Annotated in this window: 13 protein-coding genes and 1 pseudogene; 3 read left to right on the top strand and 11 right to left on the bottom strand. The window is 65.0% G+C overall.

Annotated features, from left to right (window positions below; genetic code table 11):
• Window positions 1-175: 175 nt before the first annotated feature.
• On the bottom strand, window positions 176-679 hold the full coding sequence (locus tag ACQR1I_RS28305; RefSeq protein ID WP_434868605.1) for a DUF1993 domain-containing protein: 504 nt from the start codon (window positions 677-679) through the stop codon (window positions 176-178).
• Window positions 680-1055: 376 nt separating this feature from the next.
• On the opposite strand from ACQR1I_RS28305, the gene ACQR1I_RS28300 reads away from it, so the two are divergent.
• Window positions 1056-1211 (top strand): hypothetical protein, encoded by a 156-nt coding sequence (locus ACQR1I_RS28300; RefSeq protein WP_434868604.1) that lies wholly within the window; start codon window positions 1056-1058, stop codon window positions 1209-1211.
• Between the two features lie 14 nt (window positions 1212-1225).
• On the opposite strand, the gene ACQR1I_RS28295 is transcribed toward ACQR1I_RS28300, so the two are convergent.
• From ACQR1I_RS28295 to ACQR1I_RS28280, 4 genes and pseudogenes are all read right to left on the bottom strand, one after another.
• Window positions 1226-1876, bottom strand: a complete 651-nt coding sequence (locus ACQR1I_RS28295; protein ID WP_434868603.1) for a CPBP family intramembrane glutamic endopeptidase — start codon at window positions 1874-1876, stop codon at window positions 1226-1228.
• Between the two features lie 1074 nt (window positions 1877-2950).
• A complete protein-coding gene (locus tag ACQR1I_RS28290; RefSeq protein ID WP_434868602.1) occupies window positions 2951-3247 on the bottom strand; it encodes a DUF3551 domain-containing protein in 297 nt (98 codons plus the stop codon).
• Window positions 3248-3481: 234 nt separating this feature from the next.
• Window positions 3482-3691 (bottom strand): annotated as a pseudogene (locus ACQR1I_RS28285) (lytic murein transglycosylase); the annotation flags it as partial.
• A 61-nt stretch (window positions 3692-3752) separates the two neighbouring features.
• The gene (locus ACQR1I_RS28280; RefSeq protein ID WP_434868601.1) at window positions 3753-4130 is read right to left on the bottom strand and encodes a tautomerase family protein; all 378 of its coding nucleotides are present in this window, start codon (window positions 4128-4130) and stop codon (window positions 3753-3755) included.
• 106 nt (window positions 4131-4236) lie between these two features.
• Here ACQR1I_RS28280 and ACQR1I_RS28275 point away from each other — a divergent pair, with 106 nt between their 5' ends.
• The gene (locus ACQR1I_RS28275; RefSeq protein ID WP_434868600.1) at window positions 4237-5157 is read left to right on the top strand and encodes a LysR family transcriptional regulator; all 921 of its coding nucleotides are present in this window, start codon (window positions 4237-4239) and stop codon (window positions 5155-5157) included.
• Between the two features lie 143 nt (window positions 5158-5300).
• Here the strand turns inward: ACQR1I_RS28275 and ACQR1I_RS28270 are convergent, their stop codons facing one another.
• From ACQR1I_RS28270 to ACQR1I_RS28260, 3 genes are all read right to left on the bottom strand, one after another.
• A complete protein-coding gene (locus ACQR1I_RS28270) occupies window positions 5301-6533 on the bottom strand; it encodes a lytic murein transglycosylase (protein ID WP_434868791.1) in 1233 nt (410 codons plus the stop codon).
• A 222-nt stretch (window positions 6534-6755) separates the two neighbouring features.
• Window positions 6756-8387 (bottom strand): phosphoglucomutase (alpha-D-glucose-1,6-bisphosphate-dependent), encoded by a 1632-nt coding sequence (gene pgm, locus ACQR1I_RS28265; RefSeq protein WP_434888855.1) that lies wholly within the window; start codon window positions 8385-8387, stop codon window positions 6756-6758.
• A 164-nt stretch (window positions 8388-8551) separates the two neighbouring features.
• A complete protein-coding gene (locus tag ACQR1I_RS28260) occupies window positions 8552-9046 on the bottom strand; it encodes a hypothetical protein (protein WP_434868598.1) in 495 nt (164 codons plus the stop codon).
• 278 nt (window positions 9047-9324) lie between these two features.
• Here ACQR1I_RS28260 and ACQR1I_RS28255 point away from each other — a divergent pair, with 278 nt between their 5' ends.
• A complete protein-coding gene (locus ACQR1I_RS28255; protein WP_434868597.1) occupies window positions 9325-10143 on the top strand; it encodes a hypothetical protein in 819 nt (272 codons plus the stop codon).
• Window positions 10144-10159: 16 nt separating this feature from the next.
• Here ACQR1I_RS28255 and ACQR1I_RS28250 read toward each other — a convergent pair whose 3' ends face one another.
• From ACQR1I_RS28250 to ACQR1I_RS28240, 3 genes are all read right to left on the bottom strand, one after another.
• The gene (locus ACQR1I_RS28250; protein ID WP_434868596.1) at window positions 10160-10699 is read right to left on the bottom strand and encodes a hypothetical protein; all 540 of its coding nucleotides are present in this window, start codon (window positions 10697-10699) and stop codon (window positions 10160-10162) included.
• A gap of 13 nt (window positions 10700-10712) precedes the next feature.
• Window positions 10713-11888: a zinc-dependent alcohol dehydrogenase gene (locus ACQR1I_RS28245; RefSeq protein ID WP_434868595.1), complete on the bottom strand. Its 1176-nt coding sequence runs from the start codon at window positions 11886-11888 to the stop codon at window positions 10713-10715.
• A gap of 110 nt (window positions 11889-11998) precedes the next feature.
• Entirely contained in the window at window positions 11999-12424 is a 426-nt protein-coding gene (locus ACQR1I_RS28240) for a hypothetical protein (RefSeq protein WP_434868594.1), read from the bottom strand.
• Window positions 12425-12500: the final 76 nt, after the last annotated feature.

Genomic DNA, 12500 nt, shown 5'->3' with positions numbered 1-12500 from the left:
ACGTCGTTCTCAGTGTGCTGAACGACGTGGATGGCCGGGACAAGCCCGGCCATGACGACGTAGGGATGGACGATCGCACCACTCCGAGGATCAAATGCGATAGCACTACCTCAACGGGCGGCCTGCGGCGAGTTCGTCGCGCCGGAGGGACGCCGCTGCAGAACGCGAACGTGGATCAGGCGACGCCCAGGAAGTCCCGCTTGCCGATTTCGACGCCGTTGTGGCGGAGAATGCCGTGGGCGATGGCGGCGTGGAAATAGAAGTTGGGAAACGAGACGCGATTGACGAACTCCTGCCCCTTCAGGGTCAGGGTGGTGTTCGGTCCGCTCGGAAAGGTGACGTCGCGGCTGTCGGCGCCTTCGAACTGCGCCGGTGTGAACGTCTTCAGATAGTCGACCGTCTTGGCGAGCCGCTGGCGGAGCTCGGCAAAGCTCGTCTCGGTGTCGGGCGTGCTCGGGACATCGCTGTGCGACAGCCGCGCGCAGCCCTTTGCGGCGAAGTCGCAGGCGAGCTGGATCTGTCTGGAGAGCGGCAGCATGTCAGGATAGAGGCGCGCGCCGAGCAGGACCTCGGGGGCGATCTTCTTCGCCTCGCAATGGGCTTCCGCCTTGCTGAGCAGACCGGAGAGGCTGCCCAGGATCTGGATGTAGGCCGGCACGGTCGAATCGTAAAAGGACATGTGATGCTCTCGTGGGGTAAGGAGACGTCGCGGCGAAGTGCGCGTCCTTCGAGATGGGGCGTCGTCGAGGACAATGCAACTGCATCTTTCTCCGATTTGTAACCGAAACAGCCGTTCGTGGTGGTCCCCCGCATTTTCCCGCCACGAACCATCTCGGGGCCGAAACTTCATGGCCTCCTGGTCCTCAAGGCGATGCAAGAGGATCGCCTGAACGCGTCGCAAGAGCGACGCTCCTTCCATGAGGTTCAACTGCCGTTCTGGCGCTGCACACTGAACCATGAACATGCTGATCGCGTGTTCATGAAGCTGGTGGGACGGTGGGGCCGTCCGATAACTTCGAACAATCCGAGATGGCCTGGGCTCGACGGAGGACGAAATGGATTTCCTGCTACAAATTGCGGGTGCAGCGGCAATGTTGGCGATCTTCTACATGTACGAATATTGGTATGTGAGTTTGCTCGTCCTCTTCGTGGGTTTGGTCGGCATGATTACAAGCTGGCGCAAGGGTGGGACGCGTAGCAGAACAAGATAGGCTCCGCGGCACTCTCAGGACGAGACGTGCAACGGCCAGACGTATGTCTGGAGGACATTGCCGAGAATGATCGTCCCGTTATAGATGCAATGGGCCGCGATGCAGACGCCGAGTCCGGCATGCCGTAACCGCAGGACGGTCAGGATGACGGCCAAGGGCAGCACGAACAGGGGTGCGAGAAGGCCGTTGACGACATGCACGGCCAGGAAAAATGCGGCTGAGATCGTGCCGGCTTTCCAGTGCGGCATGACAGCGCCCAGGCGATCCCAGAGGTGTCCCCGGTAGAAGATTTCTTCGGCCGCCGGCCCGATGATCACGATAGGGACTGCAATGACCAGCCAGTAGAGTGGAGACGTGTCGCGCAGAGCATCCTTCGCCATCTGCGGGGTGGTCGCGGCCCAGATCAGCGAGCCGAACAGTCCGAGCGGCAGGCAGAGCAGGACGAGCAGCGATATGGGCCGCCGTATTCCGCTCGTCAGGTCGGGAATGAGCTGCCGAAGTGTCTCCTTCAGATTGTCCCGGGCCAGGAACAGGCACATCGCGCTCGCCATCACGATCGACAGCAGCGTGATCGCATCCTGAGCATGGCCACTGAGGGCTTCCGGTGGGCGCGAAGGAGGGTGGCTTATCGCGCGGGCGAACCCGACGACGAAGCCGATGGACATTCCACCTGCCATCACGGCGATTACTCGCCGCAAGCAGTCGCGAACCACGGCCCATTGGCTCTGAACCGGGAGCGGGAGATCGATGGCTTGTTCGCTCACGAAGGCTCTACAAAAGGTCCGAACGAGAGACCGCCATGACGCAGACGCTCTGACGCCGGCATGGGTGCCGCGCGCAATCGCAGTTCGCAAAGGCGCTGCAGCAGGTTGGAACCTTAATGTTACAGGCTGTCGCAGTCAACGGGGTCTGAGGTGGACCTTCGGCTGTAACTCCACGTGTATGATACCCCGAAGCGGGTCGGGTCGCCGAGAAGAGCCATCAAGTGTTCTACATCGCGCTCGATTGTTCTCATCCCTGAGCGGGAGAAGAAAGTCTCACCGCCACCACGGCTGTCATGCTCCGCGCAGGCGGAGCATCCAGTACTCCGCAGCGGAGGTAATTGAACCGAAGTGTCGCGGCGTACTGGATCGTCCGCTTTCGCTGACGATGACAGCCGGGTTACAAGATCAATCTGCGGGGCGTTGGGAACGGTCGTCTAGTTCTCTGAATATCTCAGACCAGACCGTTGTCGCTCCGTGCGTCGGGTTCGAGCGCGGAGGTCGCGTCACCAGCCATCACGGGCCGTACAGGCTGTGGAGAAATTGCTCCTTCTCGCCGGGTGCATAGCCCTGGGACGCGCCGAAATAGGGTTCGTTGAAGCCGCCATTCGGCGTGGGTTGATACGGCAACGACGGCCGCGATGCTGCGTAGGCAGAGCCCCAAGCGGGCGCTACTCCTAGCGGCCGCTGATGATGTTGGACGAGTGCGTGCCGCTGATGGGAATGCCGCGCTGGCGCGGCGTCCGCAGCGGCGCACAGGCCGATTAGAAGGCTCAAGGCCAGAATCGAACTGGCCGGGATCGAGCGCATGGATGCGTCTCCAGGATGGACCGAACTCTGAACCTGCCCGCTGTCTAGTTGAGCGCTCGGATGCGACGCACCAAGGCATCGCCGGTTCACGGCTGGTCACATCTCCGGCATTGCCGGCGCGGCCCGGCTCGATCGGATCACCCGTCTCGCCGGTCCGGCCGTTGGGTCTCAATACTCCTGGCGATGCCGCCGATGCCGCTGCTGCGGCACATCCTGCTGCGGCTCGAACCGGAGTCGCCGGTTGATGTCGCAATACAGGTTCCAGCGGCCGGACTGCGACGCCAAGCATTGTTCGCGGGTCTGATAGGAGCAATCCCCGGAGAAGCCGAGCTGTCCGCCATAGATGCACCAGGGATAATCATACGACACTGGCGTGATGGGACCTGCGACTGCGGGGGAGGCCGCGCCGGCGGTCAGAGCCGCTCCGGACGCCAGCGCCGTCAATACGGCTAGGATCGTGCGCATGATAATCATTCCTCTCTAGAAGCCTCCCAGGCTCCCGCATCGTTGCCGGGTTTGGCCTGACATGGCAAGCGGTCGTCAGGATAGAGACGGCCGAACTGGCTTTAGGTTTCGAACGACGTGCTCATCGGTAGACGCGGCAGTTTACCGCGCGGCCGTCGCTGCCGCCGGCGCGGCCTGCGCGCGCGGCGTGCCGCGCATGCGCGCCAGCAGCTCGGCCGTGGGCCAAGAATCGGCGGACGCGAAGTCGCTCTCCAGGGCCCCGAAGGCGGCAATGAGCGCCGGCGGCACGCGGTAGTCTTTTTCGGCGCGGGCGAAGGCGGCCGGATGCGCTTCGATGGGCTGCCGCCCGTTCTGCATCCGCTACACCGCCGCCATGCGGCCGGCGAACTCGGTGAACGGCTGGCCGAACACGGTCGCGGTAACGATACCCTGGTCGTAGGTGAGTTAGGGCGACGTCAGGCCGAGGCGCCGGCAAGCCCGGCAGTCGTGCGAGTAGCGCTCTTGGTCACTTGCCGAAAACACGACCGCCACCCGCAGACCAATCTGTGGGGGCGTTTTCCGTCAGAGCGATCATGATGTCGTCGCGCCGAAAGCCGGCCGCCTCTGCTCGATCCGCAAGGGCTGCGAACAACAGCGCTTTTTGTGTCGTCGTGCGCCCGACCAGGAACAGGACCTCGACGATCGAAGCGTCGGGGGAGCGCTGCACGTCCGGATAGGTCGGGTCGATAATCATATCGTCCTTCGCATATCTGGATATCAGGTGAAAAAGATCCTTCTCAGGAACGGCGCAAGTCTCCACCAGGCTGCAATGGACCGCTTTGGAGAGCGCGCGGGCCCGTTCATTCGAGAGATGCTCTGGTATGGCGATGCGGGCGAGTGGCATGAGGTGCTCTCCGGGTGTGAAAAGGTGCAGCAACGATATTCGTGCGGGACGATCGGATATAGTATGCAGTTGTCCGGTTATTCTTGCCGAATGGTTGGGAATAGACATGACCTTGGAGAGCGACATCGCCGTCTTCGTGCGGACCATTGAACTCGGTACCTTTGCTGCGACAGCTGCCGAGTTGCGCATGACGTCGTCAGGCGTGTCCCGCATCATCACGAGGTTGGAGGGGCGCATGGGGGCGAGGCTGCTGCATCGCTCGACCAGACGATTGCTCCTGACGCAGGAGGGCGAGAGATTTCTTCAGCATGCGCGTCCGATCGTGGCCGCGCTGGAGCAGGCGCGGTCGGCAGTCGCACATGCACGTGGAAAACCGTGCGGGACTGTCCGCATCAACGTAGGCACTGCGTATGCCAAACATGGGCTGGCGCCGATGCTGCCGAAACTGCTGAAGCAATTCCCCGACGTTCGTATCGAGTTGAGCGTCGACGATCGACGGATCAACCCGATCGCAGAGCAGATCGACATTACGGTTCGTGTCGGTCCGCTGGACGACAGCAGTCTGCTCGCGGTGAAAATTGGTGAGGTGCGCCGGACGATCGCCGCCAGCCCCAAATATCTGCGGGTCCATGGTCGGCCCCGGCAGCCGTCCGATCTACTCAAGCACAACTGCTTGCTGCTCACGGGCTTCTCGCGGCTTGCCCAGTGGCCGATGCTCGACGCTGGCCGCAAGATCCTGGTCCCCGTAAAAGGCAGCGTCGTTTGCGACAGCGCGGAGGTGTTGCTGGATCTGGCCATAGCCGGAGTCGGCATTGTCCGCTTTGGCGACTTCCTGGGGCATGAGGCGCTCGCCAATGGAGCGTTGGTCCCGCTGCTTGCAGACTGCCATTTCGACGATCCGCAGCCCATCACCGCACTTGTGTTGCCGGAGCGGCGGTCTTTGCCGAGCGTTCGCGCCGTGCTCGATTTCATTGCGCAGGAATTGCCAATCCCGCGACGGAAGTCTGCTCTTCGCCGACCCGCGTGAGCTGGATCTGTCTTTCCTCCACCGGAGGCTGCATTCGGCGATTGCCGACCTCGTTGGTCAATCGTGCTCTACGATCGGCACACCTCCGATACTCGCCCGACTTCGACGATGTCTTGCGCCGATGCTCGTGAGGGCGACGACATCTAGCGCGTTGCCGTGGCTCCAGCCGGAGCGGCCGCGCGCGGTGTGCCGCGCATGCGCGCGAGCAGTTCGGCGGTCGGCCAGGAATCCGCCGGCAGCCCCAGCTTGAGCTGCATCGCCTTGACCGCAGTCCGGCTCTGCTGTCCCAGTACGCCGTCGACCTTGCCGACGTCGAAGCCGGCCTTCACCAGGAGCTGCTGCAGCTCCTTGATCTCGTTGAACGGCAGCTGCGCGACCGGGCCACTGGCCTTGCGCATCGGTGCGGCGCCGGCGATCCGGCTGGCGAGATAGCCGGCCGTGGTCGAATAGATCAGCGAGTTGTTCCACTCGGTGTAGGCGGCAAAATTGGCATAGGCCAGGAATGCCGGGCCGTTGCGGCCCATCGGCAGCAGCACCGAACCCTCCAGCGCATCACCGGGCAGCGGCCGGCCGTCGGCATAGGTCACGCCGAGGCCGGACCATTTGCTGCGCGCAGCCTTCACGGTGAGATCGGCCTGCTCCCAGGGGAAGCTCTGCGGCACGCGGATCTCCTCCAGCCACGGTTCGCCGCGGCGCCATTTCAGTCCCGTGGCGATGTAGTTCGCGGTCGAGCCGATCACGTCGGACGCGCTGCGCAAGAGGTCGCGGCGGCCGTCGCCGTCATAGTCGACGGCATAGGTGACGTAGTGCGTCGGCAGGAATTGCGTCTGGCCGAGCTCGCCGGCCCAGGAGCCGATCATCTCCTCCGGGGAGAGATCACCGCGATCGATGACCTTGAGCGCGGCGACGGTCTCGTTCTGGAAGCGCTCGCTGCGGCGGCAGTCATAGGCCAGCGACACCAGCGACGGCAGCACCGGGAGATTGCCCATGTTGGAGCCGAAGTCGCTCTCCAGGCCCCAGAAGGCGGCGATGACCGCCGGCGGCACGCCGTACTCCTTCTCCGCCCGGGCGAAGGCCGCCGCATGCGCCCTGATGTGCTGCTGGCCGTTCTGCATCCGGTACGCCGCCGCCATGCGGCCGGCGAACTCGGTGAACAGCTGGCCGAACACGCGCTGGCCGCGGTCACGGTTGACGATGCCCTGGTCGTAGGTGAGGTAGGGCGAGGCGGCGGCGATTGCGCGCTGCGACACGCCTTCCGAGATCGCGCGCTGCTTCAGCTCGGCGAGAAAACGGTCGAAGCTCTGGCCGTTATGACAGGCGGCAGCGCGCGCGGAGGGCTGCGGCTTCGGCCGCGGCGCGGCTTGCTCCGGCATCATCTGTGCCGATGCGCTGACAACCAGCATGAACGAGGTTGCGAGCGCGCTGAAGGTGACGCGCAAGGCAGTCGAAGAGCTTCGCATCCGGTCTCACCGATGGCTGGCTAATGGCTTGTCGGACCATCGATATCCGATGATGGGGCAGGGAGGGAAGGGGGCGAAGCGAGGCGCGAATAGGCCCTTCGCTACTCCCCCAATTCGTGCCTCGCTACTCGCCCGTCCTCACGCCAGCGCCGCCTGGGCTTCGCTCTGGATGCGCTTGAGATGCGCGGCGTCGCGGAAGCTCTCGGCGTAGAGCTTGTTGACGTCCTCGGTGCCGGAGGGACGCGCCGCGAACCAGCCGAACTCGGTCTCAACCTTGATGCCGCCGAACGACTGGCCGTTGCCCGGTGCCTTGGTATGGACCACCCGGACCGGATCGCCGGCGAGCTCCTTGAGGTTCAGCTTCTCCGGCGTCAGCGCCTTCAGTGCCGCCTTCTGCGGCGGCGAGGCCGGCACGTCGATGCGCTCATAGACGGGGGCGCCGAGCTCCGACGTCAGCTCCTTGTAGAGCTCGCTCGGATCGCGGCCGCGTTTGGCCATGATCTCGGCGGCGAGCAGGCCGAGGATGAGGCCGTCCTTGTCGGTGGTCCATACCGTGCCGTCGCGCTTGAGGAACGAGGCGCCGGCGCTCTCCTCGCCGGCGAAGCCGAAGCTGCCGGAGCTCAGGCCCTCGACGAACCATTTGAAGCCGACCGGCGTCTCGACCAGCTTGCGGCCGAGCTTGTTGGCGACGCGGTCGATTAGCGAGCTCGACACGATGGTCTTGCCGATGGCGGCATCGCTGCGCCAGTCCGGTCGGTGCGCGAACAAATAGGAGATCGCGGTCGCCAGATAATGGTTGGGATTCATCAGCCCGCCCGTACGGGTCACGATGCCATGGCGGTCGGCGTCTGTGTCGTTGGCAAACGCAACGTCGAAGCGCTCGCGCATGCCGATCAGGCTCGCCATCGCATAGGGCGACGAGCAGTCCATGCGGATCTTGCCGTCCCAGTCCGCGGTCATGAAGCGGAAGGTGGGGTCGACGACGTCGTTGACGATGGTGGCGTTGAGGCCATAGCGCTCGATGATCGGCGCCCAATAGGCGATCGCCGCGCCGCCGAGCGGATCGATGCCGATCTTGATGCCGGCTGATTTCACCGCGTCGAGATCGACGGTGTTGGCGAGGTCGGCGACGTAGGGCGTGATGTAGTCGTAGGCGTGCACCGAGCCGCGCTGCTTGGCCTTGACGTAGCTGATCCGCGAGACGCCATCGAGATCGTTGGCGAGATAGATGTTGGCCTGGCGTTCGATCTCGCCGGTCGCGTCGGTGTCGGCGGGGCCGCCATGCGGCGGATTGTATTTGTAGCCGCCATCGTCGGGCGGATTGTGTGACGGCGTGATCACGACGCCATCGGCGAGATGCGACGTGCGGCCCTTGTTGTAGGAGATGATAGCGTGGGAGATCACCGGCGTCGGCGTGTAGCCGCCGTCCTGGTCGACCATCACCTCGACGCCATTGGCGCCGAACACTTCGAGCGCGCTGGCGAGCGCTGGCTCGGCCAGCGCATGGGTGTCGATGCCCACGAACAGCGGCCCGTCGAGGCCCTGCTGGCGCCGGTAGTCGCACAGCGCCTGCGTGGTGGCGAGAATGTGGTTCTCGTTGAAGCCGGTCTTCAGCGACGAGCCGCGATGGCCCGAGGTGCCGAACGCGACACGCTGGGTCGGCTCGTGCGGGTCGGGCTTCAGCGCGTAATAGGCCGTGATCAGCCGCGGAATGTTGGCGAGCGCAGCATTGGCGATCGGCTTGCCGGCTGCGGGGTCTGTCTTGGCCATGGAGCATCCTTCGCAAGTTCGAAAAACCTCGGCGGCAGCGGTTCGTTCCGCGCGGTTTGTCGCGGCAATGATGACGTCCGCCGTGCCGAGGGCATGCTGCGCAGCATGGCCGTGGTGCGCGATCCGATCAACGGGGAAAATCGCGCCGCTGATTGTGCCCGAATTCAGTCGGTCAGCTCGTAGATCAGATGTCCGGGGCCGACCAGCCTGGCGGTGAAATTCGCGGTGCGGCCTAAGAGCGCCGCGAAACGGCCGGAGGCGAGCTTGAACGAGACCTTGCCGGTGGCTTCCGAGATGCTCGGAGCTCCGTTGGTCATCACCACCGAGCCGGTGCCTTCGGTCAGCACGGCCACCGCGTAGCCGTCGGTCGCACGATGGATACCGGCGCCGTACAGATATGTTCCCTTCTGGTTTTCCCAGTCCGAGGCGACGTTGGCGGTGTAGGTCGCGCCCTTCATCAGCCCGTCGGTGCCGATGCAGGAATATTGGAAGCTGACCAACATATGACCGGGGCGGTCGCCGATCGGCTCGAGGCCCATGGTGCCGACGATCGTGCAGTCGTAGCGGGCGAGCGTGTCGGCGCCGGCCGTGCCGAGGCCAAGGCCCAGGACAACGCATATGACAACACATACGGCGGATGCCGTGCGACAGAGATACATTGGTTCGCCCCCGCGGATTGGTGTGCCCCGCCGACACTACCATAAATCGCAATCCAAACAGTCGCTCGTTTCCAGCGATTGTCTGGGCCGACCAAGCGCTGAGCACGCGAAGGATCGGCCAGACCTGCCGCTTTGTGTGGGCGACATTAACCACGCCGCGCTGTGGCCATGGCCGGGGACCGCCACTTAAGCCTGAGTTTAACGCATGACAGGAGAAATGGGAGGCCAGCACAACACACGCGCGTGTCGCGCGCGGGAGAGTGGTCGGAGAGCGGAAAGTGAGAGCGCTTATCATCGGCGCGTTGGCCGTCGCGTCAGCCTGCCTTGCAGGCTGCAGCCATCCGGCAACGCCGCAATTGGCAACGCCCTGTGTGGATCTGAGCGGCCAGGCCTGCGTGGACAATCCGGCCGTCGATCAGCCGCCGCCAGCAGTGGAGCGTCCGGCCAAGGCAAAGCATAGATCCGCCGCCGTCGCGCGCGCGGCCCTGCACCGCAAACAGGCGCGCGCCGCCAAGCGGCGGGCGGCACTGCATGCCGCCGCCAAACCGACCGAGGCGCCGAGCGCCAAACCGGTCGCCAAACCGGTCGCCAAGCCGGTCGAGAAGTCCGCCGCGGGGCCCGCACCAGCGTCGAAGCAGGAGCCGGCCACGCCGGCATCCCCAAAGATCCCGTCGCCCACGGTGGAAGCTCCGGCAAATCCGGCCACGGTGCAGAGCGAGGTCACGGTCGCCGCGGTCACCGTTGCGGCCGAACTGGCCGAGCGGATGACGGCGCTGCGTGTCCCCGAGGCGCCGGCCGACACCCATCTCGTCGCCGTGCTGCTCGCGCGGCCCGCGGTGCGCAGCCTCGCCGATCTTACTGGCAAGGTGATCGCCATCGACGAGCGCTACGCCAAATCGAATGCCAAGATCACGACCGCGATGAACGCGGCGGGGGCGTCCGAGGTGCTGCTGCTGGAAGGGCAGGCGACCGCCATCACCCGGCTCAGCAATGGCGAAGTGAGCGCCGCCGTCGTGGCGCTGGCATCGCCGGAAGCCGCGGAAGCGTTTCCGAAGATCGCGGGTTTCCGCGTGTTCTCGGTGATGCTGAAGCCTTGAGCCGCAGCATCCCGATTCAAGTCGCGGCAGGGCTGCTCGCCGGACGCGGCAGCGCCGCGCCCTTGGCGGCGGTGATGCCCTTGGGGAAGCCGCTGCGATCGGTGTAGAGCCGCTTGCGGCCGCGCTTCGGATCGTGCTGCGCGGCCACGTCCTGGGCCGCCAGATAGTCCAGCACGGTGATGCCGCCGACCATCACCAGCGCCGCCATCACGGTGCCGGCGCGCGGATTGCTCGGCCTGACCTCGCCGAGCAGCGTCACCATGTCCAGCCCGTCGCCCGCGACGCGGCTCCACAGCCCGGCCCTCTTCTCCACCGACAGCGTCATGACCCCGGCGAGCAGCTCGCGCACGCCATAGGCGCGCACCAGCCCCTCGCGGCCCTCCATGCCGAGCGCATGGGTCACGCGATGCGGCGCCAGCAGCTCGAGCGTGCCGAGCGCGATGGAGAACCAGCCCAGCCCGCGGGCCAGGCGATCCGCAGATGTGAGCGAGCTCGGGCCGGTCGAGATGATCTTGGGGTCGCCCTTGGACCGGACGAGATTCGAAAAATGAAACATGCTGTACGATCCCTTATGGCTTGAGCACGACCTTGACGCAGCTGTCCTGCTTGTCGCGGAAGGCGCGGTACATCTCGGGGCCCTGCGCCAGCGGCACGGTGTGGGTGATGACGAAGGACGGATCGATCTGGCCGTCCTCGATGCGCCGCTTGAGCTCATCGGTCCAGCGGTTGACGTGGGTCTGGCCGGTCCTGATCGTCAGCCCCTTGTTCATCAGCGCGCCCATCGGCACCATGTCGGACAGGCCCGAGTAGACGCCGGGGATCGAGACGATGCCGCCCGGCCGGCAGACATAGATGATCTCGCGCAGCACGTGCGGCCGGTCGTTCTCGAGCATGAACATCTGCTTGGCGCGGTCGAGCACGCTGTCGGGCTGGGCCATGCTGATGTGGCTCTCGAAGCCGACGCAGTCGATGCACTTCTCCGGACCCTTGTTGTCGGTCAGCTCGTTGAGCCTTTCGACCACGCTCTCCTTGTCGAAATTGATGGTGATGGCGCCGCCGGCCTCGGCCATGGCCAGCCGCTCTGGGATGCGGTCGATCGCGATCACCTGTTTGGCGCCGAGCAGGATGGCGCTGCGGATCGCCATCTGCCCGACCGGGCCGCAGCCCCACACCGCAACCGTATCGTCCGGCTCGATGTCGCACTGCGCGGCGCCCTGCCATCCCGTCGGGAAGATGTCGCTGAGGAACAGCGCCTGCTCGTCGGTCATGCCGTCGGGCACCTTGATGTGGGTGGCGTCGGCATAGGGCACGCGCAGATATTCAGCCTGGCCGCCCGGATAGCCGCCGGTCAGATGGGTGTAGCCGAACAGGCCCGCGGTGGTATGGCCGAACACCTTCTCGGCGAGATGCTTGTTGCGGTTGGTGGTCTCACAGACCGAGAAGTTGCCGCGCTTGCACTGCTCGCATTCGCCGCAGATGATGGTGAAGGGAACGACGATGCGATCGCCCTTCTTGAGCTTGCCGTTGACGCCGGAGCCGACTTCGACGACTTCGCCCATGGTCTCGTGGCCCATGATGTCGCCGGGCATCATCGCCGGGATGTAGTTGTGGAACAGATGCAGGTCCGAGCCGCAGATCGCGCAGCTCGTCACCTTGATGATCGCGTCCCTCGCATGCTCGATCTCGGGATCGCTCACCGTGTCGCAGCGGATGTCCTCTTTTCCGTGCCAGACCAGCGCCTTCATGAAGTCCTCCGGGCAGAATGTCCCGGAGGCAAGTCGGCAGTCGTCTGATGGTTGCTAGCGGGCCGGCGTTTTTGGCCGCGCGCGGGATCACTGCGGCGGCACGGGCTGCGCTAGCCGGCCTTCCCGGATGCCGCGCCATTGGACTTGGCGACGGCCTTCTTCGCCGGAGGCTTCTTTGATGCCTTCACAGGTGTCTTGGCCGGCTTTGCCGCTGGCGCCTTGCCCGGCGCAGCGCCGGCCTTGTCGGCCTTCTTCTCAGGAGTCTTCGGCAGCTCCGCCGCGGCGGCCTGCCGCATCGCGCGGGCGTAGCTGTCGGCGACGTTGTCGGCAGAGATCAGCAGGCGGCGCGCCGCGGCATTGGCCTGCTCGACCACTTCGCGGGCGAGCATCTTGAACCGATCCTTGGCATCCTTGTCCTTGGCCTTCATCGCAAGGCCATTGAAGCGGTCCTTCCGCTTCTTCGCCGCCGCCAGAATGCTCTTGTTCTGCTGCTTGGCCAGTTGCCGGATCACGGCATCAAGATCGGCATCCGCCATCGTCGTCCCCAAACTCCCCGAGAATCAGCGCCGCCGGCGCCATGAAGCGGCCGGACTATGCAATTGGCGCTGCCGC

Origin of the sequence: Bradyrhizobium sp. HKCCYLS2038 (genome assembly GCF_051167655.1) — a bacterium.
GTDB lineage: Bacteria > Pseudomonadota > Alphaproteobacteria > Rhizobiales > Xanthobacteraceae > Bradyrhizobium.
The sequence above is the reverse complement of the archived record's forward strand: the minus strand, read 5'-3'. Positions and strand labels throughout refer to the sequence as shown.

Coding starts and splice junctions, on each gene's coding strand:
- ACQR1I_RS28240 (WP_434868594.1), bottom strand. CDS start 12,424: ATGGCGGATGCCGATCTTGATGCCGTGATCCGGCAACTGGCCAAGCAG.
- ACQR1I_RS28270 (WP_434868791.1), bottom strand. CDS start 6,533: ATGATGCCGGAGCAAGCCGCGCCGCGGCCGAAGCCGCAGCCCTCCGCG.
- ACQR1I_RS28245 (WP_434868595.1), bottom strand. CDS start 11,888: ATGAAGGCGCTGGTCTGGCACGGAAAAGAGGACATCCGCTGCGACACG.
- ACQR1I_RS28295 (WP_434868603.1), bottom strand. CDS start 1,876: ATGTCCATCGGCTTCGTCGTCGGGTTCGCCCGCGCGATAAGCCACCCT.
- ACQR1I_RS28280 (WP_434868601.1), bottom strand. CDS start 4,130: ATGCCACTCGCCCGCATCGCCATACCAGAGCATCTCTCGAATGAACGG.
- ACQR1I_RS28260 (WP_434868598.1), bottom strand. CDS start 9,046: ATGTATCTCTGTCGCACGGCATCCGCCGTATGTGTTGTCATATGCGTT.
- ACQR1I_RS28300 (WP_434868604.1), top strand. CDS start 1,056: ATGGATTTCCTGCTACAAATTGCGGGTGCAGCGGCAATGTTGGCGATC.
- ACQR1I_RS28250 (WP_434868596.1), bottom strand. CDS start 10,699: ATGTTTCATTTTTCGAATCTCGTCCGGTCCAAGGGCGACCCCAAGATC.
- ACQR1I_RS28275 (WP_434868600.1), top strand. CDS start 4,237: ATGACCTTGGAGAGCGACATCGCCGTCTTCGTGCGGACCATTGAACTC.
- pgm (WP_434888855.1), bottom strand. CDS start 8,387: ATGGCCAAGACAGACCCCGCAGCCGGCAAGCCGATCGCCAATGCTGCG.
- ACQR1I_RS28305 (WP_434868605.1), bottom strand. CDS start 679: ATGTCCTTTTACGATTCGACCGTGCCGGCCTACATCCAGATCCTGGGC.
- ACQR1I_RS28290 (WP_434868602.1), bottom strand. CDS start 3,247: ATGCGCACGATCCTAGCCGTATTGACGGCGCTGGCGTCCGGAGCGGCT.